The organism is Megasphaera paucivorans, from assembly GCF_900103535.1.
In the GTDB taxonomy this organism is placed as follows: Bacteria; Bacillota; Negativicutes; order Veillonellales; family Megasphaeraceae; genus Megasphaera_A; species Megasphaera_A paucivorans.
The window spans coordinates 1-23,936 of the sequence record NZ_FNHQ01000009.1; the positions used below are offsets into that span (position 1 = coordinate 1).

At 39.2% G+C, this 23,936-nt stretch carries 20 protein-coding genes; 2 read left to right on the top strand and 18 right to left on the bottom strand.

The genetic code is table 11. The annotated features are described in order from the left end of the window. Positions 1–287, bottom strand: a 287-nt coding sequence (locus tag BLR11_RS14320; protein WP_218118733.1) for a transposase, incomplete at its 3' end; no start/stop codon positions are given. 212 nt (positions 288–499) lie between these two features. Between BLR11_RS14320 and BLR11_RS05375 the strand changes: the two genes are divergently transcribed. Both BLR11_RS05375 and BLR11_RS05380 read left to right on the top strand, forming a co-directional pair. After that, the gene (locus tag BLR11_RS05375; RefSeq protein ID WP_245675094.1) at positions 500–985 is read left to right on the top strand and encodes a recombinase family protein; all 486 of its coding nucleotides are present in this window, start codon (positions 500–502) and stop codon (positions 983–985) included. Beyond that, positions 918–2,483 carry a recombinase family protein gene (locus BLR11_RS05380; RefSeq protein WP_091649075.1) on the top strand — a complete coding sequence of 522 codons (1,566 nt, stop codon included), beginning with the start codon at positions 918–920 and terminating at the stop codon, positions 2,481–2,483. Before BLR11_RS05375 ends, BLR11_RS05380 begins: the two co-directional genes overlap by 68 nt. 28 nt (positions 2,484–2,511) lie before the next feature. Here the strand turns inward: BLR11_RS05380 and BLR11_RS05385 are convergent, their stop codons facing one another. The 17 genes from BLR11_RS05385 to BLR11_RS05460 all read right to left on the bottom strand — a co-directional run bounded on the left by BLR11_RS05385 (position 2,512) and on the right by BLR11_RS05460 (position 23,911). Continuing rightward, a complete protein-coding gene (locus BLR11_RS05385) occupies positions 2,512–3,336 on the bottom strand; it encodes a hypothetical protein (protein WP_091649076.1) in 825 nt (274 codons plus the stop codon). A 36-nt stretch (positions 3,337–3,372) separates the two neighbouring features. Then, positions 3,373–4,095 (bottom strand): YaaW family protein, encoded by a 723-nt coding sequence (locus tag BLR11_RS05390; RefSeq protein ID WP_091649079.1) that lies wholly within the window; start codon positions 4,093–4,095, stop codon positions 3,373–3,375. 74 nt (positions 4,096–4,169) lie between these two features. Further along, positions 4,170–6,374 (bottom strand): dynamin family protein, encoded by a 2,205-nt coding sequence (locus BLR11_RS05395; protein WP_176762885.1) that lies wholly within the window; start codon positions 6,372–6,374, stop codon positions 4,170–4,172. A gap of 358 nt (positions 6,375–6,732) precedes the next feature. After that, positions 6,733–8,607, bottom strand: coding sequence for a recombinase family protein (locus tag BLR11_RS05400; RefSeq protein ID WP_091649085.1), 1,875 nt, complete (start codon positions 8,605–8,607; stop codon positions 6,733–6,735). Positions 8,608–8,670: 63 nt separating this feature from the next. Further along, positions 8,671–8,817, bottom strand: a complete 147-nt coding sequence (locus BLR11_RS05405; RefSeq protein WP_091649087.1) for an SHOCT domain-containing protein — start codon at positions 8,815–8,817, stop codon at positions 8,671–8,673. A 23-nt stretch (positions 8,818–8,840) separates the two neighbouring features. Beyond that, entirely contained in the window at positions 8,841–11,105 is a 2,265-nt protein-coding gene (locus BLR11_RS05410; protein WP_091649090.1) for a hypothetical protein, read from the bottom strand. Further along, positions 11,095–11,253, bottom strand: a complete 159-nt coding sequence (locus BLR11_RS14100; RefSeq protein WP_176762886.1) for a hypothetical protein — start codon at positions 11,251–11,253, stop codon at positions 11,095–11,097. The genes BLR11_RS05410 and BLR11_RS14100 overlap by 11 nt, the downstream gene beginning before the upstream one ends. A gap of 272 nt (positions 11,254–11,525) precedes the next feature. Beyond that, on the bottom strand, positions 11,526–11,792 hold the full coding sequence (locus BLR11_RS05415) for a helix-turn-helix domain-containing protein (protein WP_091649091.1): 267 nt from the start codon (positions 11,790–11,792) through the stop codon (positions 11,526–11,528). After that, entirely contained in the window at positions 11,785–12,237 is a 453-nt protein-coding gene (locus tag BLR11_RS05420) for an RNA polymerase sigma factor (RefSeq protein ID WP_091649094.1), read from the bottom strand. The genes BLR11_RS05415 and BLR11_RS05420 overlap by 8 nt, the downstream gene beginning before the upstream one ends. A gap of 506 nt (positions 12,238–12,743) precedes the next feature. Continuing rightward, positions 12,744–13,934, bottom strand: coding sequence for an MFS transporter (locus BLR11_RS05425; RefSeq protein ID WP_176762887.1), 1,191 nt, complete (start codon positions 13,932–13,934; stop codon positions 12,744–12,746). A gap of 52 nt (positions 13,935–13,986) precedes the next feature. Further along, positions 13,987–14,541 (bottom strand): GNAT family N-acetyltransferase, encoded by a 555-nt coding sequence (locus BLR11_RS05430; protein ID WP_281240843.1) that lies wholly within the window; start codon positions 14,539–14,541, stop codon positions 13,987–13,989. 282 nt (positions 14,542–14,823) lie between these two features. Then, positions 14,824–15,741, bottom strand: a complete 918-nt coding sequence (locus tag BLR11_RS05435) for a stalk domain-containing protein (RefSeq protein ID WP_091649101.1) — start codon at positions 15,739–15,741, stop codon at positions 14,824–14,826. Between the two features lie 121 nt (positions 15,742–15,862). Next, complete coding sequence (locus tag BLR11_RS05440) at positions 15,863–17,347, bottom strand: hypothetical protein (RefSeq protein ID WP_091649103.1); 1,485 nt, start codon at positions 17,345–17,347, stop codon at positions 15,863–15,865. Positions 17,348–17,507: 160 nt separating this feature from the next. Beyond that, positions 17,508–18,401 carry a VirK/YbjX family protein gene (locus BLR11_RS05445; protein ID WP_091649106.1) on the bottom strand — a complete coding sequence of 298 codons (894 nt, stop codon included), beginning with the start codon at positions 18,399–18,401 and terminating at the stop codon, positions 17,508–17,510. Between the two features lie 65 nt (positions 18,402–18,466). Beyond that, positions 18,467–21,529, bottom strand: a complete 3,063-nt coding sequence (locus BLR11_RS05450) for an efflux RND transporter permease subunit (RefSeq protein WP_091649108.1) — start codon at positions 21,527–21,529, stop codon at positions 18,467–18,469. Then, positions 21,526–22,635, bottom strand: coding sequence for an efflux RND transporter periplasmic adaptor subunit (locus BLR11_RS05455; RefSeq protein WP_091649111.1), 1,110 nt, complete (start codon positions 22,633–22,635; stop codon positions 21,526–21,528). The genes BLR11_RS05450 and BLR11_RS05455 overlap by 4 nt, the downstream gene beginning before the upstream one ends. Beyond that, the gene (locus BLR11_RS05460) at positions 22,622–23,911 is read right to left on the bottom strand and encodes a TolC family protein (protein WP_091649114.1); all 1,290 of its coding nucleotides are present in this window, start codon (positions 23,909–23,911) and stop codon (positions 22,622–22,624) included. The genes BLR11_RS05455 and BLR11_RS05460 overlap by 14 nt, the downstream gene beginning before the upstream one ends. Between the last annotated feature and the right edge of the window lie 25 nt (positions 23,912–23,936).

The following is a 23,936-nucleotide window of genomic DNA, read 5'->3' on the forward strand; positions in this document are numbered from 1 at the left end:
AGAATACTTGGTGTATGTATACCTAGCGAAAGAGCTAACTCGTTGTAAGATGACTCTGTACTTAGATATAACTCTACCGCATATTGCTTAAATTGAAAAGAGTATGTTTTCTTCTGGCGTGACCGTTGAAGAGCTTGTGAACCGTTCTCACGATACACGGCAACCCATTCTTTGAGAACGTTGTCGCTAGGAATATGATACTTCTTTGATAATAGCCTATACCCTAACTTCCCTTGCAAATACTCGTTAACAACTTTCATCTTAAATTCATAACTATATTTTGCCATAAAAAGCTGACCCCCATAAGCTAGATTTCTAGGTCTAACTTATGGGGGGCAGTACAAAATTACTGCAGTATACTTGTAAGGCGAAAATGCTAACGGTCTTTGACGGGGCAATATTCCAGCAATTTGTAGAACAAATTTTGGTCTACTCTCGAGCAGAAATTGGTTTTAAGCTAAAATGCGGCATTACGCTATGGGAAAGGTTGGTATGAGTTATGAGCCATACACCTTTTGGTTATCGGATTAAAAATGGCAAAGCAATAGTTGATATGGAGGAAGCCGAAAAAATACGAGTGCTGTTCCAATCTTATCTTGCCGGGGCTGCACTGACTACGGCTGCGAAAGAGGCAGCGATCCACGCCTTCCACAGTGGTATCCGCCATATCCTGCAAACGACGCATTATATCGGTGATGATTATTATCCGGCTATTATTGATGCCGATACGTTTACTGCGGCACAAAAGGAAATCACCAGCCGGGCCAAAAAACTGGGGCGCATCCGGGAACCTAAAAAAGCGTCACCGGTTCTATACCCCACCACCTTCTCCCTTGCAGAAAAAACGCAAACCTATACTGATCCATTTCAGCAAGCTGAATATGCCTACAGTTTAATAGAAAGTGAGGAATCCATATATGGAATTACAGACGCGGAATGTCACGATCATTCCGGCACGAACTTATCTACACCGAAACCATACTGAAGAAAAGCCAAAATGCCGTGTGGCTGCTTATTGCCGGGTTTCTACCGACAGCGACGAGCAGGCCACCAGTTATGAAACACAAATTGAGCACTACACCACCTACATCCACAATCATCCAGACTGGAAATTAGCCGGGATCTACGCTGATGATGGGATATCCGGTACCAATACCAAAAAGCGGGATGAATTTAATCGCATGATCGAAGATTGCATGGCAGGTACGATTGATATGATTATTACCAAATCCATCAGTCGATTTGCCCGCAACACGCTGGACTGCCTAAAATACATCCGGCAGTTAAAGGACAAGCACATTCCCGTCTTTTTTGAGAAGGAAAATATTAATACGATGGACTCTAAAGGCGAGGTGCTGCTTACTATTATGGCATCCCTAGCCCAGCAAGAAAGCCAATCCCTAAGCCAGAATGTGAAGCTGGGCCTGCAGTACCGCTACCAACGGGGTGAAGTACAAATCAACTGCAATCATTTTCTCGGTTATGCCAAGGATGAAAATAAACACATGGTCATAGTTCCGGAGGAAGCAGAAATCGTAAAACGCATTTACCGGGAATACCTTGAAGGTGCCAGTATGCTAAAAATCGCCCGCAATTTAACAGCGGACGGGTTAAAAAACGGTGCTGGTCACACCAAATGGCGAGACAGTAATATCAGACAGATTTTGCAAAATGAAAAATATATGGGTGATGCCCTCTTGCAAAAAACCTATACGGTGGATTTCCTTACCAAAAAGCGCGTCAAGAATACTGGCATCATGCCACAGTATTATGTAAAAGATAACCATGAAGCCATTATCCCCCGCGACATATTTCTGCAGGTGCAGGAAGAAATGGTACGGCGAAGTTCTATTCACTTGAAAAACGGGAGGAAGTTGACCTACAGCAGCAACCATTGTTTTTCCCAACGGATACGCTGTGGTAAATGTGGCGAGATATTCCGCCGGATACACTGGAACAATCGAGGAAAGAAATCCATCGTCTGGCGCTGTGTCAATCGAGTAGACCATACGTGCAAATGCGATGCCCGTACCATATCTGAGCCAGCACTTGCGCAGGTCTGCCTAACGGCCATCAACCAGGTACTATGCGAGAAGAAAGATTTTCTTACCATGCTGCAGCATAATATTGAAACCGTTCTCAACCATAACAATGATGAAACGCTGGCAGCTATCGATACCCGACTGGAAGAACTGCAAACACAGCTTGTAAAGCTGGCAAGTTCCAAGGCTGGTTATGACGATGTTGCCGAAGAAATCTACCACCTGCGCGAACAAAAGCAACAAGCACTGGCGAAAAGTGCCAATCAGGATGAGATCCGCTGCCGCATAGAGGATATGGCTGCATTCCTAAAAACAACATCCACTGCCATCACCCAGTTCGATGAGCACCTCGTCCGGCAGTTAATTGAAACCATAACTGTGTTTGAGGATAGCTGTACCGTAGAATTCAAATCAGGTGTGACAGTGGATGTAAATAAGTAATATATAATATACTCTTAATTATATTTCATCAATCGTCAAAAATACTAGAGATAGCACTACCAATGAGACACGCAGCTCCAAAACCTATTGCAACCGGAGCAAAGGCCACCGCTAAGGCTCCGGCGCCTGTAGCTGCTACTGCACCACCGATACTAGTTGCAACCAAGACACTAGTAGCAGTACCTGCAACACCCGCAGCAGCACTACCTGCAACTGCACTAGCTGCGCCTATCGCACCACCTTTTACACCTGCAGCTGCAACATCTACCACAGCATCGCTTACCTCCTTTTTTCCATTCACTACGTCCACAACTGAACTAACGGCTTCACAACCAGCTCCAATGGCAGCCCCCCAAGCGCCGCCACTTTTCGCAGCAACTCCCAGCATACTTGTAGTTGGCATCTTTCCCAATGCCTTGCTAGCAATACGAGAAGTTGTATTAGAAGAAATTCCTGAGTCATGAACCTTTTGAGCTACTTTTCCACCAACCTTAGCAGTAGTCTCCGTTGTACCATACACTGCCGTCTTACCATATTTACCCTCAGCAATTTGTTGAACAGTTTTTCTAACACCACTATTGCTAACTGTATCCTTTAGCTGCATATGTCCAACAACTTTTCCACCTTTGGTAATCACTATATCCTTCATCGTAGCAATATTAGATTTAGTCAATGCAGCATGCTCACCATTAATAATATGACTTAGATTAAATCCATCTTTAAAAAGGATCTCATGCACATGCCCTTTTAACTGAGGGCATCGACCTGCACGCTCCAATGCTTCAATAGCGACCTTCCCTTCATAAGCTTCACGTGCTTGAACTGCTACATTAGTATCCTTTGCATTTTCCATGACAATCATCTCCTTTCTTTTCTATGAGTTTGTAAGTCATAACCTAAAATTTTGAAGCGCTTCTTGATTCTTTGAATATCTTAAAGCCGCGATATAAATTGTCGCTGGAATAGTCACGCGATAAGCAGGCCCTGCTATATCACTAATCATCCAAATAGCACTTAAAGCAATTCCGATCGGTCCACTAAAAATAGACAAAGCCCTGGCTAATGTAGCATTGGCCGCTAAAGATAATCCACGATTTACAATAAGTTTTGCAATTCCGTTAGTAATAATAAGTGCTAACTGATAAGAAGCAAAACCACCTGCCCTAAAAATGCTAATTAACACTCCTGAAGCCAATGCACCTTGAGCATTAAAATTTCCACCTAAACTTTTCATCAATTCTTCTTTTTCAACATCAGACATCTCTTCCCATGTTTTTTCTAATACTTTTTCCAACAGACACTGCTCAATTCTCGATAAATCTGCGTTTTTATTGAATGGAACCTTTAGTTTATCACATACATCTCTGAGTATTTCATGATAAGGTATGCCTTCACCACCCCTTAATAGATTGGCAAATGTATTCCCTCCCATCAAATTAATTTCTTCCTTAATTTTATCTAAATATTGCTTGTGATCCGGAGCATATCTTTTATACCTTTCATCTATAGACAGCATTTCAGAAATTGTTCCTTTGTCTATTAACAATTGAACCAAAACATTTAATTCCTCATTACTCATTTTATCTAAAACATCCATGTCCTGATCATACATAATTTTTATTCCCTCACTTTATAAAATATTTTTGAATTATAGCTCCCTATTGTAAAAACACTTGAGCCAAAGTTTCACAACGGGATATGGTCGAAAAAACTTTTTAAACTCCTTGCAACTTCAAGTTTATGTTTTATATCTTCAATGTCATAATTATTTATTAACTCTGAAAGGTTGTCAATATATTTACCCCAATCAACTTCAAGTTTATCTGCAGAAGCATTGAATGCAATTTCAGTATCCTGCCAATAATTCGAAATAACTGTGCAATATTTGTCCAACACATTATTTTTAACATATTCTGCTACAATCTTTTTTGCAATTGATTTTTTCCATCCTCCAGAGAAAAATGCAAATACAGAAATTCCAACTATAACTGCTAAAGAAATTCCCAACACAATGGGACCGCCTATAGAAGCAATCGCTGCTGTGGCAGTTGCCGTACCACCACCTATGGAAATGCCTAGTGCCGAAAGAACACTCACCCCTTTTGTAACTAGAATATATGCCCCTAAATTACCAAAGGTTGATGCCCAAAAAGTCAACGCACCAAACGTAGCCAACCCAGCAAGGCCAGAAGCAAATGCACGTGTAACATCAAATGGTGGCATATTAACTGATATCCCTGGAATTTCGGAGTATGCAACACTTTTTTTGTATGCAGCAATATATTCATTAATTTTATTATTAAAAATTTTTGTATTACTTTCTATTGTATCTTGTAAAACTGTTTGAAGCTGGGAATTCAAATAACTGCCCAATGCCTGTCTATCGTCTTTCTTATTTTTAAAATCACATTGTTCAATTACAGAAACAATGTGCTCTATATTAATTATTTCTTTATATTTATCTTGAAATTTTGTAATGGATTCCCTTTTCAAAATAGATATATTATCCTGCAAGTCTTTGCGCCGGTTTTGGTTATCATACGTACGTTTAGGTTCATTTTCTTTAATTTTGGCTAATAACTGAATATACTTTTCTCTTTCATTAGTTAACTGAACAAATCCTTTTATTTTATTCTTTAAATTATCACTAGCCGATTCTGCAAATGAAGAAATATCTGTTTTCATTTGCTCATTGATTATTAAAGGCAAGGATTCCACTATACTACATAAATCTTGATTAAAATTTTGACGTAAATCGTCAATATCCGTAGTATACGTAAAAAATCTCTTACGTATATCCGATTTTGTATATTCATGTTTAGTAATTAAACTGCGCCTTTTCCAAAAATCATTTGGCATTGTTCGAACAAGTCTTTCACATCCTTCATCCATGATTTTATTCAGTGTCTGTTTATTTCCAGCATTCACTATATGTGCTTGAGAAGCAACAATAAATAAATTAGATAGTGGTTTTATATTATCATGATCATTCTCAAGTATGGTTAAATTTTGAATGCTTTCTTTTATATATTCAATATCCTCGCTCCGCATAAACCCGTTAGAAATTGACATATAAACAAGAATATCCGCCATACGCTTTACCTTCAATGTCATTAAGTCATCATCTATTCGATCACCTGTTCCAAAACCAGGCAAATCGATTATTTCACAGACATCCAATAATGATGATTCGACAAAAACGACCGCTGAACCGGCTTCATTTTTATCAAAACATTCTCCCTGACGTGTTCCATAGCTATATAAAATATCCGCACTTCCACTAGCCAATTTCCACGTACGACAATATTCTTCATCTTCAAGTCTTTGATAGTCCCAACCTTTTTCTTTTCCTACGGAATCCTTAAATATCCAAACATCTTCTTCGATATATTTAGGTCGATCTGAAATGTTAGTAATATAAACAACAATTGATGTAGTTGGAGTCCAAGAGGTTGGCATTTTCTCAGTACCAATAAGTGCATTAATTAGAGCACTTTTCCCAACATCCGATCTACCTATAATTGCTATTTTAGGCTTAGAAATATTTTTAACTCTCTTTTGTAAATCGGATATAATAGAATTATCTTCAAGAGAATTATTCGTCTTAAGCAGATAATGATCAATGTAATCAATAATGGCGTTTTTAGTAAAAGCAGGAATTCTCCAAGTATTTTTTACATTTAAAGGTGTTGGAACATTTTTTTTGAACTTTACTAATTGGTCAATCGTGATACCGCATTTCTCCGCTATAATTCTTAAGTTATCAAGAGAAATTTGTTCCGGATTTTTTTCCCACCTTGATACCACATCCTGTCTAGTACCAACCATTTTTGCAAAATCATCTTGAGTCATTTTTAAATTATTTTCACGAAAATTTTTTAAGCTAAACATAGTGACTACCCTCCTTCTAAAATTTATATTCACATTATAAACCGCCAAACGCATAAAGTCAAATGTAAATATGCATATTTGCATATTTACATTTGACTTTATGCGTTTGGTAACTAAAAATAATTTTTATGCTACTACATCCAATCTACTCACTCATCAAGCCATTTTCCCGCAAAACATCCAACTTATACACTCATGAACCCCTTATCCAACCCACCGTCTAAACTATCAAAAAATGGATTGCGTTGATATGTTCCCATGGGGTGATGAAAATTCGATTTTAAGTTTCTCATTTTTAATCTCAAAATCGTGAGGATAGCTTATTTACTACACTTCCCAGCGTTTTTACTTCCCAGTCCTAGACATCAATACTACCGTTTCCACGTGTGATGTCGCGGCTCTGTGAACACATTTGCTTATCGTCATTATGGCTAAAGGAACACAATTCTCCTTCTCCCAATTTAACAAGAGATTTATCATCTACACAAATAATACTAGACGATTCCGATTCAGAGCTCAAGGCTTTAACTCCTTGCTCCTTACGATTCGTATCTGTTTTCTTATCTTTTACATTTTTTCTTTCAGGCTTAAAATTCCTACCATTTAACTGATTTGAAATTCCAGTTTTATAAACAAAGGTAAGCTGCGCTGGATCTTTATTGCCCTCTTCATCAATCCCACCGACAATAACCTTTTCAATTATGCTTTCAAAAACACTTGGATCAAACTCATCTAAAATACTATTTTTCTCTAAGACCTGTTTAAATTTCATCAACCGTTTCTCTGTATCTTTCTTTTTACTTACAGCAACAGCCATCTTATCCCGGTAATCTTTTTTTGTTTCCAGCTGGTTTGAAAGCTTTTCATATTTCTCATCATATATCGCCTTATCAATCCCCCCTTCAAGCCGCAAATCAACTAGTTTATTAATTTTCCCTTCAATAGCTTTAACATCTTTTTGTGCTTTTTCATGCTCTTTGTCAAAAGTATCATCATTTAAGCTATCTCTTGCTCGTTCAATAAATTCATCTAATATATCCTTATTATCACCACAAGTTAAGCGATAGCTTTCGACAAAAGCTCTTTCTATTGCTTCTTCAGTAATGCCTTTACTGTCCGGACAATATTTTTTTCCCTTTTTGGTAGATACAACACACTGCCATATAGTTTTATGATAATCCGATCCACTGTGCCAACTTCTGCGAGTTAATGTTCCACCACAAAAACCACATTCAATCATACAGCTAAAAGTAAATCGATGACTAACTCTCAGACGAACACCTTCAGGAAACGGCCCCTTATTTCTTCCAACATTTCTTTCATGTCGTATTTCTTGTGCTTTTGCGAAAACTTCTGCACTAATAATAGGCTCATGGTGTTCCCGAATATAAAACTTATCTTCTTCGCCAAAATTATATAATCTTTTCTTCGTAATGGGACTAACGGTAAAGGTTTTTCCCATTAAAATATCACCTTTATATTTTTCATTTTTGATGATACCTAAAATAGCACTGCTTGTCCATTTTGAATGACCGCGCTTCGTTTTAACCCCCATATTTTCTAATTCTTGCCCTATCATGCTGCCACCAGCACCTTCAAGATACCGTTTAAAGATATACTGAACCACTTTTGATTCTTCTTCATTTACAGTAATCGTTTTTGTATCTGCATGATAATCATATCCCATACACCCTTGAAATCCTACCAGTTCTCCACGCTGCATTTTCATCTTTAAGCCTTTTTTTACATTAGCCGAAGTATTTTCCACCTCTTGCTGATATACTGCACTGAGAATTGATAAGAGTAATTCACCATCCATAGTCAAAGTATTGATATTTTCTTCTTCAAATTGAATAGCAATGTTTTTATCTTTCAACATCCTAACATACTTTAAAACATCTAATGTATTTCGGGCAAACCTTGAAATAGATTTCGTGATAATCATATCTATGCTTCCACTCATGCAATCGTTAATCATACGAATAAAATTGTCACGTCTATCCACCATTGTTCCAGTAATGGCTTCATCTGCATAAATATCTACCAAAGCCCATTCTCTTTTTGATTTGATTAAGTCTGTATAATATTGAACTTGAGAATTATAGCTTTCAATTTGCTCATCTCCATCTGTACTAACCCTACAGTAGGCTGCTACCCGCAACTGTTCGACTCGATTTCCTCTTATGTGAACAATTGCGGTCTCTTTAGCCTTAATAATTTCAACATCGGCCATATTTGTGCACCTCTAACTTTATCCACTTTATATCTTATATTATATACACACAAGGAACACAATTCAAGGCGCAAAATGAGAAAGTATTTGATAATCTTTCATCAACCTTTTTTTTATTGCATTATATTCAGACTCCGTAATCAACTTACGAGCCAGGATCTGCTTCAGCATAGCAAGCTGCATACTATACCTAACTAAGTCCTTAGTCATAATAAATCCTCCCAAATCTCAACTCACATACTCATTTCACAATTTTTGCTGTTTCCTTTCCTTTCATCGACCTGTAGCTTGCGCTTTTTAACTTTAGAAAGACTGTCTTGATTTGTTAGCATAGTCACATCAAAATGTCTATTCGTTTTAATGATATTTGCAATTTTTTGATTACTCAGGCCATCCTGTTTCATTTCCTGTATCATGGCTTTCATAACCTTAACGGGTGTATCCGTCTTAAAATCCAAAGTAGCCAATTCAGCATAATATGCAAATTGCTTACTGTTAATCGTCCTTAAATCTGGCTTATTTTCCATCACCTTACTTCTTACAATATTAATATCTGGAAGTCTGATTTCATTTCTTTGATTCAGATCATGGATACCATTCTCCCTATAAATCCCTTGATATTTCATATGCGTATAAACGGCCTGCTGCAATTCTTTATTTATTGCATTTTTTTCTTCATTGTATATAGGTAGTCCTGATGGAATTGCTTGATTAAGAGTCCCACTACCAATTTCATACTTCAACTTATAAAATTCTTTGCCATCGTACAAAAATGTCATCTGTTGTTGTGGGTGGCGTATTATTTTTTGTTCATAATTCATGCTACGTACAGCATCAACTTCATAATTTTTTTCATAGATAAACCGCTGCACAGCTTGCTTTCCTTTATACACTTGAGTTGTAGGAAATTCGAAAGGTTCCATAACAGTACCGTAGTTCTCTATTTTTATAGAGAATTTTTCTAAATTTTCCATAGCCACTTGACTTTCTATAGAAAATGCTGCTTTAACAGGAATATTCCCTTTGATTTCATCATTCGATATTGCTGATTCAAAAACAATATCGTTAGGCTCTGGCTTAGCAAATTTGCTCTCTGTAGAAACTAAGGCTCTGCCAGGATCTTGCTGTTCGAAAACAATCCCATCATATTCTTCAGCCTTATGCCGCGTTAGCACCATATTATTCGGCACGTTGCTAAAATCTTGCTCTTTGCAGTAATACAAAAAAACATCCGCTTTTTGTTCATTAAGCCGTTTTATTTCCGGATATTTTTCCAAATACTGCTTTTCTTCTTTGGCAAACTGTTGCATGGCCTTTTCACACTGCGCATTTTCCTTTTCACATTCAGCAATAACTTGCTCTCTGGTAACTTCCTCACCTTGGGACTTTTGAAAACTGATATGCGAATCCATGGCCTGATCATTCGTCATCAAATAATGTCGATACTCATTAAATCGCACTACCAGAGCATCTGATATTAAAGTCTTATTCGATAGTTCTAAGTCGCCAAGATCAATGCGCATTTCCCCATGATCATAATTCCCATATCTAATAGAAAGTTTTGTTTTATCATAATTGCCAAATCCCTGTAATTTACTATTGAACTGCTCTTTATCCGCTGCATTAAGCTGGACTAAAAACTGATAAGCAGTTTCTCCTTGAAGATGCTGTCCATCTTGGTACTCTTTCCCTTGTAGATCTTTCAAACAACGTTCACTCCAAAAGAAGTCAATAGATAAATCTTTAAACGGCTGATCCCACTCATTCTGAATTTTATCTGCCATATTTTTCAGTTCTCGTTCTTGACTCATCTGCATAGATTTGACTATTTCTTGCGCTTTTTTCATGGCATGAAATAGAATCTTCGGATTTTCCGCAAGCTTATTAATTTGCTCTTCTGTATAAAGTGGATACTGTCCATAATCATAGCTAAGATGGCTTGTCTTAAAAAACAATTGTGATGTTAACGGCGCAGCAAATTCATCTGCACCATTTTTTGACGCGTACTCTTTGACAGTTGAAAAAATTTCGTTATTCGAATTGAAGTTTTCATCCATATCTATTCCATTTGCGTGCAGAATATCCAAGGCATATTCCACATCAGTTTCTTCATTTCCATAAACATTCTTTTTCGTTCCATCCAACTCCGCAATATCTGCTGCATTATAAAACTTTCGAAGATTACCTTCATAACTTTGCCCATTATCAATGCCTTCCCAATATTCGATTTTTACAGGTTTTGCATTAGCTTTTACAGTGAATTTTTTATCTGCAATTGCCTGTTCACTTAACCAGCGAATATCCGGATAGCTATATTCACGTTGAGCTGCAGCAATACGCAGATAATTTGCTGCACTAAATTGATATTTCGTTCGTGTCCCCGCATTATAATGTCTTCCATATAAAGCGGGTGGCTCAATATCACCATACTCTCGCAAATTGTCAACAATAGTCTTGTTGACGATATCTCGACTTTCAAAAACTTTTTCATTTGACATCTGGCATAGTCTCCTTTCTTTGATGGCATTTCTTACTAGAAAGCTCTGCTACTAAAAGCTGATTTTCATCATAATCAATAGCTAGAATTTCTGCTGTTTTCTGACCAATATAAAATTCTTGTAAATACTCGCTCTTTCTTGATTCCATATATTCCAGCCCCTTTCTACCCCAATCACATCTGCTACGATTCTCTTTTTATACTCCATATATTTGTTGCCCTCATATAACTAAAACAATCAAAATTAACATTTTGGCAAATCGAAAAAATTTTAAATAAAAAATGAGCACATCGATTATTAATTGATGCGCCCATAGAAGTACAAATTCAAGAACTTTTCTCCAGAGGATAAATTTTTAAATTACATTTTTAACCACTAAAATGTTCACAAATCACTTATGTTAAATTATATTTTAAATCATTATCTACTAATGCGAAATTTCAAAATTCCTGCAATAAGTTTATTTTGTAATTCAGTCTTTAAAACGGGGTCGTGAAAAATATAAATATTTCCATAACGATCATATAATTCACGCGAAGATAATTGATCAATATAGCGCTCATAATGACGAATTACCTCTTGAAGAGCTTTTTCTTCGCCTCGCACCGCAGCAAAAATTACCTGCTTCGACAATGGTACATATCTCTTTTTATAAGTTGTTTTTTCACCATATTCTTTCTTATTCATCTGCGCGTGCCTCCAAAGTTTTTTTTAGCTGCTTTAATATCGAAGTTCTGCGATAAGATACTGTACGACGAATCAAATTGAGGTACTCAGCAATTTCCTTATCTGTCATTTCAAAAAAATAAGACAATAAGACAATGTCTCGTTGATCATCATCTAATTTTTCCAAAGCTGCTCCTAAAAAAAAATCATTTACCATGACCTCCATATTCATTACTTTAAAAATATAAGCTTCTTGATGCGGCGTAACAGAAAAATACTGACGTAATCTGTAATCTTTATAAACATCTTCATAAAAACATTCCCTACTCTGATTTCTGCGCAATTTTTTCTCATAATTACGAACGTGATTCTTTAAGATCTTTTTGCAAAAACTATCAAATTGCTCTTGGCAGCCCAATACAGTAGCCCCCTTTTTTTTAAAAGAGACTCTGCTCACGCTGCCCATATTAAATTTTCCCTTGCAAAGACTCCTTATAAATCCCTTTCATATAACTAAAACAATTCGAATTTCTTTTTTGGCAAACTTGATAAAATTTTTCAAAAAAAAACACCACACTAAATTCGTCACTCAATCCAACGAATTCAATGTGGGCAAATAATACTAAAGCATACTTTTAATAATCGTTAAATTTTTCCTAACAGCATTCTACTTAAATCGCCATCGCCTAAAATAAACTATCTAACAGAATTACTCACACTTATTGCGCCATTAGAAAATGAGTCAAATTAAAACTTTCTCCATCACCTATCCTTGAAAATAAATCATCTAACTCATTACATCATATTTTGCGATATAGCAATCGCATCAGACCATTATGATGATGAATCCAAGCGTAAGTGATAGTGTAGTCCTGTACTCTAGCCCACGACAACCTTTTTGGTTATGCTCCCTGTCAAAGAATCAGTTCGCGGATAGACCGTTACGACAAGTGTTTTCATACGATTTTCCACCTATTTATTGTTTAGTTCCAATTTCCTGCAATACATTCCGGCAGCGAATACAATGCCAGATGCCAAGCAGTATACAAATAGCAGAGAAGTATGCTTCATCAATACTCCGGCCATCGAAGAGCCCATCAAGGTTCCCGTAACTACAAGTGTTGAAATGGTACCATTGATAATACCAATGTAACGTTCAGCGGTAAATCGCATCAAAAATGCTTCGATCATGACTTGTAAGAAAGCGGCGACAATTCCAGCCATAAAACGTATGCTGCCTGTGAATAGAAACCAAATTGATAATGCTTCGCTAAAAATGAGCAGCGCCAGTACACAAAAGCCTACACTTGTCAAGTTCGTTGCTTGAAATTTATGAATCATTCTGGCGGCAAGCACGCCGCCGGCAAACATACCGGTTCCATACAGTCCATAAAGCCACTGGATGGCTTCTTTTTCTAAACCCAGTCGGTCCATGACAATATAGACTTCTAATGGCTGGATTATTCCCAGACCAAGCTCTAACAAGGTTAACCCCACCACCAAAACCCGAAGGTTTTTATTGCTTAGTAGATAGGAGTAGCCTTTTTTGAACTGGTGGATCAGAGTAACTGCATCGTAGGAGGTTCGTTGGTTGACCTTAGGTAAAGCTGTTTGCATGGCGGCCGAGCAAAGAAATAGGATGACTAATACAGTCAGTGAAGCATAAATGCCCAACCATGTAAAAATAAGCGTGCCGATAATCGGACCGATAATCACAAACAAGGAGGCTAACGCTGCTGATATGCTGATCGCGGTAGTGACTTGCTGTTCAGGGATGTGCCGCTTAAACATAACGCTGGAAGAAGGCCAAGAAAATTGGGTAATCACAGCGGAGATAAATACGGCAACAAATATCGTTTTTCCATAACCAGCCTGCATTGATAAAATAATGCAGGCAATTGAGACGGCGCTTAACAGATCGCCCATGATCATTGTCCGTTTTGGTTCCCATCGGTCAGCCAAAGCGCCGCCAACCAAAGAAAATAAGAGTATCGGCAGATATTCTAATACGGTCAATAACGAAACGGCAACAGGATCATTCGCAGTGAGCTCCATGATATAAAATAGCAGGGCCATGTTGCGTATCCAAATACCCATTTGCTGAATCAAGTCCGCGGTAGTAACAATAATAAACACTTTATTGCGTAATAATGTATGCAGCATATCACTACTTCTTTCTACGTTTCTCATGCTCGCGGTTCGGCGGGATTCTTATTTAATGTAGATGTGATTCTCTTACCATTACTTTTTCATTGTTAATATCCAATTCCCCATTAAAAACAAAGCCGAATTTTTGAAACAGATACAAGGCGTGTTGATTCTCTTCGTAGACACTCAAAAATATCTTGTTGCAATGATATAAAGCGGTAAGATGCCGGATTAAAGCCTCTAACAATACGCTTCCTAAGCTGTGTCCCTGATATTTTTCATCAATAAAGAACCGGTCTAACCATACTCGACCGCCGATTCCCTCTCTGGGGAAATATCCATACATGGCAAAACCAATTAAAATACCATCCTTATAGAGTCCGGCAGGTTTATAGTGGCTGCACTCCAACGCATCTGTCAGACATTGCCGGGTTGATTCAATATAAGCTTTTTGCTTTGTGCTTACCTGCAATTGCAAAATACTGTTGGCAGTTTCTTTAGTTACTTCTTTAATTTCTATATTCATATTGGGTTCTTTCCTTCGTTTTAACCCGTAGCCGTTCACTTGCGTAAGACGCATGGCGTCTCGCCTCCACTTCCAAGGCGCTATTTTATAAATCATGCTGCATAACACTCCATTGACTTTATAGTGACAACATTTAGTGTAAACTATATTGTTAGAATATAGTCAATACATTGCTAATGAAGTAGTGGCAATTACGGAGTTACTCAATTTGATCTTGACAACTTATTTTGAATCTACTATAGAGCTACAAAAGAAAGAGCATTTTCCCCAATGACGAATCACTGTAGAAAATGCTCTTTCTTTTTGGACGGGATTGCGTATAGAGCCCCTGGTGAATAACAATAAAGCCATTCCCCTTAACGTACATTAAAGCCAAACTTATTCTTTGATACTTTTAATGATTGTTGACAATGCTTTCTCATTAACGGCTTCGTCAAAGGATAAGGAGAAGCTTGCTCCGTCCTTTCTCCATGTAGCAAGCTTGATACTGTCGCTTTTACCTTTTACGGTAATTTTGGCATTTCCAACAGTAACAGTCTTGACTTTATCATAACCATTATAATCGCCACTGATATCAGCATTTCCTTTGGCAGTACGATATATAATCTGGCTATCACCTTTCAAGTAGAATATTTCAACCAGGTTGTTATTTATCACAATAATATCTTTCATTTGATAACCATCTGGCAGGATTGTAGGTACTGCAAATGTAAATCCTATTGCTTTTCTCGCTTCATCCAAGGTACTGTAATTTATCAAAGGGTTAGGTATTTCATCCCGTTTTGTCGAACCAGTTGATATGCTTATAACGCTATCTTTTATACTGACACAATTCGGATCAGTTACTAATATTTTAAAGAAATCAAGCGGCACATAGATAGATCCTTTTATGATAGTGGGAGCCACTCCTAGTCTTTGTGGTGCTGTCATTCCTATAGCTTTACTGCTGTATGCGAAATAGTTGTCTTCACCCAGGGTTAAGTCGGTTTTCATGGTACCATTATCCATGTTGACGGCTCGCCTCTCTCCATCCCACGTCACGGTGAATCCAAGTGCCTCCGCTGTGATTCTGAGCGGAACCATGATTTGTTCTTTCATTTCCACAATTCTTAGTGTTCCAAGGTCAACATTCTGGCAATTGATTTTAAGAGTATACTGCACTGCGGGAGATTTCAGCGTCATAGCAACCGTGGTATTCGGAGAAATGAGCGCATTGGATGTCTCAGCGGCAAATGCAAGCGCTACTGAAAACATCATAGTTATAGCACATAAGAAACCAACAAGTATTTTCTTCATTGTTAAACCATTCCTCTTTTTGTATGTTTTATTTTGAAATTGAGCCTCTACCTATATAACGGATATTTATTATATAATGTGTAATCTGCGTTAACTGTCCCCCTGAGGGAAAACAATACATTCACCCTCGATAGACCCATACGTCAAAATAAATTAACTCTTCAACTAAGGAATAATGCTCTTTAAAAGTATCACAAAAAGATTTCTCAAATAAGGCGTGTGAAGAGTCATAATAACTGTGTAATAAAAATGGTTCATCACCTTTAGGAATTAACCATATCTTGATTTTTCCGTTAGTAAGATCAGAAATAGTAGTTTGGGGTATTGGTAAACCTGCCAATTGCATATCCATTAGTGCCGCACCATCAACAAGATATGGATTGCCGTCAAAAACAAGCAAGGGATTAAACTGCCGGTAAAAACTGTAGTTTTTGTCCTCACCATATCCAATTTCAATGGTGTTCCCATTATAATTAGACTCTACCGCTCTTATTTCTTCAATCACATTAGCCGCATAAGAATATTTATGTATTTTCTCTAGCAACCGTTTCTGGCTATTGATTGCATTTCCAGATACAACTAGTAAAACGATTACAGCTAGCACTACGCCGGCATGCATTTTCTTTTTGGATGTATTTACCAAATTCACTTTTATTATTAACGCAACAAAATATAACAGTATTGGTACAAGCGGGATCAAATGATAATTACCGCTTCCTAATTTCGCACCTATTATATTAATCATAAGTGTTGAAATAGCACTTGTAATAATAAGCGTACGGTGCTCCTGATAAAAGCTATTCCAATTTACCCCATACAATAATCCCATCGCTACTATTAAAAATACAAGCAGTAGTGTATAGCTTAAATTCCCAACGAAAATTTTGATAGATATTCCGTGTGCAGTAGATTGCAACAACCACTGCAGATAATTTACCAATGATATTTCCGGCAATAAAAACGGAATAAGTGCAATTGCAAAAGCCAACAAGATTCCCCAAACAACCTTTTTCCAGCCATCGTATTTATAGGCTAATACTAATATCGGCAAGAAGTAGATAAATCCATGAATTTTTAGATTCACTAGTATCCCCAGCGAAATACCGATACCAATAAAATTTTTATTACTACGGGTCATTACGGATAAAAGACCCATTGCCATACACAATAACATAAATGAATCATCACGGTTCATAAAAATAAATGACCATTTTAATAAAATCCATGTTTCCAGGCCAATCAAGAAAATTGCCTTTTTTACACCAACAAGCCGATAAAAACAAATTGCGGAGATTATTATGGACAGCACCAGTGCAACATACCCAGGAACTTTCGCTGTTAATAGACTCGGCTCCATAAATCTCATAATCCCCGCGGTTACTAAATAAATAATCGGTCCATGCTGCAAACTATAACGCTCGTTGGCATTTAAATCAGTATATACCGGTTTTCCTTCAGCCAACAGCCACGAAACGGCACTCATATTTACTTCCCCATGATCAATAAAACCTACCCAGCAGACATAAGTAACACCAATAAAAATGATCGCAGCAAGACCAATAAAAGAATATAAAGTAACTGCTTTATGAATATTTTCCTTAATCATTGAAACTGAAATACCTCCAGCATATATAATAAATACGGCATTCAAATGATTTTAAAATTAACATGACCATACAATTAGGAAGATTTGAGCAGTAGCTTTGCTAGATAAATGATATTTGAAATGATTGAGTAGATGATCGGTACGCTACATTGAGACAGCTTTAGCTTTTACAATACAATTCAAGGGACTGTACAATTGTTTTCCTAATTTCATCAAGTAAAGTGTATCGCTTTCGATAAAGATTGCGTTTATGAGATACCACATCTTCTATGTTTTTTCGCGGTGAGGTTATTGGAATATCAAAAAAACGTGGATCATTACAAACCATCCCTCCTGTTTCATTCCAAAATTCGTCTAAAGATGTTTTTAACTTTCTGTTAATGCGTATGTGATTATTGGCATAATGACCATAATTAGACACTGCATAAATCTGTTTAATTGTTAGTTGAGCGGAACATGTACGTAACCCAAAAAGAATAAAGTCCTTAGGGCGAAATCCGAAGAAATATTTTGTTAGAGCTCGGTTAATATCTAATCCGTTCCGTTTGCCTTGAAGCGCACCAATTTTTAAAATCGGTTCATTTATATTATTTAGCTCAATCCAAAATATTATCGCGTTAACTGGTTTTCCCTCGATTTTTAAAATAAGCCCCATCAAGCCTTCTCTATGATAATTATCATGCATGCCTAATTCCAAAGATATGGTTTCATTGTGAAAATTGCTATTCCACAGAGTGATACCATTGCCAAGATATATCTGCCGTAATGCCTCTTGTGTTAAGCTATTTTCCAAAAAAGATAGATGATCTGTAATTAATTGTAATCTCTTGCCAAATGTAGATCCGCGATAAAAAATACACCGCGTTACCTGTTCGAAAATCGCTGGCTCTGCTACAGTGACATCGCGCCGCAGAGAATTTTCGTCAAGGAATTCTTTCAATTTCTGCATCTTTTTATAATTAAGTATGGCGCGAACTACAAATACCAAGGAACGGCGATAAGCGCTAAAGTTATTATCATCATATATTTTCCTGCTAATTTTTATAAAGAACATTACTATCCCCCATTAGCGTATCTGCCCATTACCACAAATGGACAGATAACGCTAAATTTTTATATTTACCTACTCCGATTGAGAAAATTAGATTTACGCGCTTTCCAGTCATGAATGAGTGAATAGACGACAGGTACGACTACTAGTGTAAGCAATGTCGAAGTAAGCAGGCCGCCGATGATTGCATGCGCCATGGGTGCGCGTGTTTCAGCACCAGGACCGATGGATAATGCGATGGGGAGCATACCGAAAATCATGGCTATACTGGTCATTAAAATAGGGCGCAACCTGGTACGAGCTGCATCCACTAGGGCGTCATTGCAAGGGACAGCTTGCTGCATGCGCTGTTTTGCAAAGTCAATCAAGAGAATCGCGTTTTTGGTGACAAGTCCCATGAGCATCATGATGCCGATGAGTGAAATCACACTGAGATCGCTGCCAGCTAAAAACAGCCCAAACAGTGCACCGATAATGGCTAATGGCAAAGAGAGCATTATGGCAAACGGTTCGGTATAGCTTTCAAACTGTGCTGCCAGTATCATGAAGATGAAGGCAACTGCCAAGCTCAAGGCAACTGCCATACTAGAGAAAGACTCCTCCATATCTTCTGATTGACCGACAGCGCTTACCTGATAGCCTACCGGCATTTGTATAGCTTTAAGGCTGGGGTAAAATTGATCATTAAAATCCCCTAGAGTAGTTTTTTCCAAATTGGCAGTCAGACGAATTTCTTTTTGCCGATCATAGCGGCTAATTTCCGCCGGGCTTGTTGTATATTGCCACTCGGTCACCTGAGACAGCGGGAGCAGCATTTTTTGTCCATCAGATCTTGTCTTTTCACTGGGTACATAGATAGCATTCAGACTTTCAGGGCGGTTGCGGTCTGTAACTGTCAGGCGCGTACGGATATCGACACGTTCGTCACTGTCGTTGTATTTGCCGATGACTGTTCCATTTAGTAGAGTTTGAAGGGTGTTGCCAATGGTGGCGGTGGAAACGGCCAAATCGTTGGCACGCTCTGTTTTGATTTTAATATCCAGGTTCGGTGCGCCTGGACGATAACTGGAAACAATATCTTGCACACCGGCAATGCTCTCAATTTTTTGCCGCAATTGTTCAGTGATTTCTCCCAATTTTTCTACAGAATCACCTGTTATTGAAACGGCAACAGGTTTGCCGTCACCTTGTTCAATATCAATTCGGACGCCAGGAATACGGTTGAGTTTATTGCGTACTTCAATGATTACTTCATTTTGACTGCGCTGTCGTTCTTTTTTGGGCACCAATGTTACAAATAGGGTTTGTTCTTTAGCAGACGAGGTGCTGTAGACATATTTAATTGCAGGAATCGACCTGAGTTCTTGGATCATTTTTTGGGTAGTATTGTCCAATGCTTCTACAGTCTGGCCAGCCTGTGTTGTAACTTTTACGGTGAATTGTGCCTGATCAGTAGTGGGAATAAAGGATGATCCCAGGTACGGAAACAGCATCATGCTGAAAACAAATAAGGTGATTGAGGCCCCCAATACCTTTTTGCGATGCTGTCCAAGCAATTTTCTCAATATAACAGCGTAGGCATCAGCCATCTTGTCAAACCAGCGATTCCACTTGGACCACCACTGCCCCATGCGGCCTGCTGCGTCATAGTGCTGCCCAACCGGCAGATACAAGGCCGCCATCATCGGCGTCAAGGTAAAGGCAATGAAAAGAGAGACCAAGACGGCAAAAGCGATGGTCAGTCCAAATTCTTTAAAATATTGTCCGACTACACCAGACATAAAGCCGACAGGAATAAATACGGCGACTACGGTAAAGGTAGTGGCCATAACCGCTAGGGCAATTTCTTTGGTTCCATCCGCAGCGGCTTCCATGGCTGGTTTCCCCATTTGCCGGTGGCGGATAATATTTTCAATGACTACGATGGCATCATCGATGAGGAGGCCGACCGACAACGAAAGACCCAAGAGCGACATGGTGTTTATGGAAAAATTGGCTAATTTCATAAAGAAAAAAGTGGCTATAATAGAGGCGGGAATGGCTATTGCGCTGATGAGAGTGCTACGCCAGTCACCAAGAAACCATAGCACGACAATTACAGCAAACAAACCGCCGATTATGAGGTCGAACCAAACTTCATGCATCGAGTCTTCAATTCGCTGAGCATCATCGCGAACCATATACAAAGTGACGCCCGATGGCAGACCCTGTTGGATATTTTTCAGTTCGGCTTTCACTTGTTTGGCTACGTTTACAGCATTGGCGCCAGACTGTTTACCGACTTCGATGCCGATGGCCTGCTGATTGTCGTAACGGGCAAGTGTCTCAACATCTTTGATTGTGTCCTTCACGCTGCCGATCTGCCGGTAATAGACCGGTGCGCCATTTTTGGTACCTATGATGATAGAGAGAAAATCCTGCGGGTTTTTAAAATTACCTGCTGTACGTACCGATAATTCCTGACTGGCCTCTGTCAGTTTACCGGCGGGAATATCCATGTTTTCCTGCTGCAGGCGCTGGGTGATTTCCGGTATAGAAAAACCGAAGGCAGCCATTTTGTCCCGGTCCAGCAGCAGTTGGATTTCCCGTTTCTGCAAACCGGATATTTTTAACTGACCAACGCCGCCAATTTTCTGCAGGCGAGGTTTAATCACATCTTCCACCAGAATGCTTAGTTCGCGGAGATTCGCTGTTTCACTGGTAAGGGCAACAGCGACAACGGGTGCTGCTTTCATGTCGTAGCGGGCGATGACGGGCTCTTTGATGTTATCCGGCAGTTCACTGCGGATAGCGCTGATTTTATCCCGGACATCCTGTGCAGCCACGGACGGATCGATATCCAGATTAAACTGAACGCCGATTTCCGCTTCACCTTCGCGGGATGTAGACTGAATATGTTTAACTCCTTTGGCCTCGCCGACCGCTTCTTCTACTTTTTTTGTGACTTGCGTGTCAATTTGTTCCGGCAGCGCGCCTTCGTAGGTAATGCTGACTGTTACATATGGATAGGATACATCCGGCATTTCGTCCACATTCATGCGCAAGTAACTGACAATCCCCAGTAATATGAGGGCAAGCAGGGTAACGGTGGCAAAAACCGGGCGTTTGATGCTGATTTCCGGCAAACTCATTGGCTTATGCCTCCTTCAATCAGTAAAGCATCACCGTCTTTGATTTTATCAAGATTATCGATGACCACGGACATACCTGGCCGAAGCCCGGCTTTGACTTCCATCAGGTTATCAATTAAATCACCGGTTTCCACCAAAGTTTTTTTCGCTTGATGGTTAGTTGCGACGTAGACATAGTGCAAACCCTTTTGGGTCAGTATCGCTGACCGCGGTATCGCCAAAGTAGTCACAGGTTCGCCCGCTGTTAAGGTTGTTTGCGCAAACATGCCTGGTTTTAACAATTGATTAGCATTATCCACTTTGATTTTTACTCGGAACATACGGCTTTCATTGCCTGCCACTGGATTTATGACCGCTATTGTTCCGGTAAAAGTTTGATCAGGATAGGCATCCACGTTAACGGTTACAGCGGCTCCCATCTTGGCTAGGGCAATATCCTTTTGCTCAACATTTACCACAACGTACACCTGATCAATTTGTTCTACACTAAGGAGCGCAGCACCGGGTGAAACGACCTGTCCAATGGTGGCCGCTTTATTGGCGATTACGCCGGTTACTGGACTTAAAATGCTGCCGTCTTCAATTTGTTTTTGAGAATTGTTCAAATTGGCATAAGCGTTATCAACCTCGGTACGGCTGGTAATTAAACGGGCTTCTGCACTCTCGAGTTGTTGTTTGGTCACAGCGTTTTTGGCATACAGAGTATTATAGCGCTGATAATCGGCCTGGGCGGTATTCAAATTGGCCTCAGTCTGACGAACATTGTTTTGAGCAATGCGAACAGCATTTGCCATCTCTATGGTATCCAGTGTCAGTAGTGTTGCTCCTTTTTGGACAGCTTGCCCGTCTTCAACAAGTATTTGATCAATTTTACCGGCAAAACGACTACTGATAATAGCCGATGTCATTCCTTCGACCGTACCGGTTAATTTAAGTGTGTTTGGCTTTTGCGTTGTTCTTGCTTCTGCGGTAGTAACGGCCAGAGGCTGAATACTTAGAGCGGCCTGCTGCTGAGCATTATAGATCCTCCAAGTGGCAGTACCAGCAAGCAACGCCAGAATCAGTATAATCATTACAGTTCTAGTGCGGGGTTTATTCTTTATCATGGGTATCCTCCTCCGTAATAGTTCCCATTGCCTGTGCTAATTGCACGCTGTATTTGTTATAGTCATAGCGGGCATTGGTGTAGTTGAGCTTGGCGGAAGTAAGTGCCCCTTGGGAATCAATGACATCCAGGTTGGTGCCGAGACCAGACTGGTAGCGTACCTGGGCAATTGCATAATCTTCTTCCGCTTTGGCAACCACCTGAGAGGCGATGTCCAAAGCCGTACGAGCATTTTGTAAATTGAAATAAGCTTCTTTGGTTTCTAATGTAATTTGCTCCCTCTTTTGCTCCAGCAGTTCATGAGTTTTCGTAATTTCCCACTCGGCTTGTTTGATTTTGGATTTGGTTCTGCTGCCGTCAAATAGATTGAAACCGACTGTCAATTGAGTAGACCATGGATTAGGGACACTATCCTGGTTCTGCCATTCTTTCTTGATCGATAGGCTCACAGTTGGTAAATAGCCGCTTTTCGCGATCTGCGTACCGTACTGGGCGGCTTTTTCTTCCTGACAGATTTGTTTGAAATCTGACCGCTGGGTTAATGCTGTTTGAATGGCCTGATCGATCGAGCCATCATAGGCTACCGTTTCTCTGATGTCGGCTAAAGCAATATTCTGATCAGCGGGAAGTCCGAGCAAGGTTGCGAACTGGCTGCTGGCCAATCTGCAAGTGTTTTTTGCTTTGCTATGGTTTTGCTTGGCCTGAGCCAGTTCGACTTCGGTTCGCAGCACATCGCTTTTAATCACTGTCCCCTCAGAATATTGCGCCTGTACGATGGACAAGTGCTGTGTCAGACGTTGAACAGCTTCGTCAGCAAGGGCCACATTTTTTTCTGCTTGCAGGACGTTGTAATAGGCCAAATAAGTATTGGTGATAACTTGCTGTTTGGTATACGCAACGTTATGCTGTGCACCAGTGTAAAGTTTCTTAGCTTGGCCCACAAGGCCTTCAGTTAGTCCGCCGCTGTATAATATTGTTTTTGCTTCTAGAGAAGAAGAGCGATAATTAGATGGATAATTGATTGTGTCCGGATTATTATATGCTTGTAAATGATTTGCACTGAGAGTGGGCAGATAAGCTGAATGATTTTCCTTCACTAACCAGGATGCTTTTTCTGTTTCCGCTTTGGCAGCTTTTAACGCCGGGCTATGCGTAATTGCCAGCCGAATACTGTCGGCTATCGTCAGTTGAGCAGGCTGGGATGCGTACACTGGACCGAGCATGCTGCAAACCATTAGAGCTATGCCACATAAAAGTAAAGTTTTTTTTAGGTTCATGATTCTCTCCTTTTTTAAGATTTCA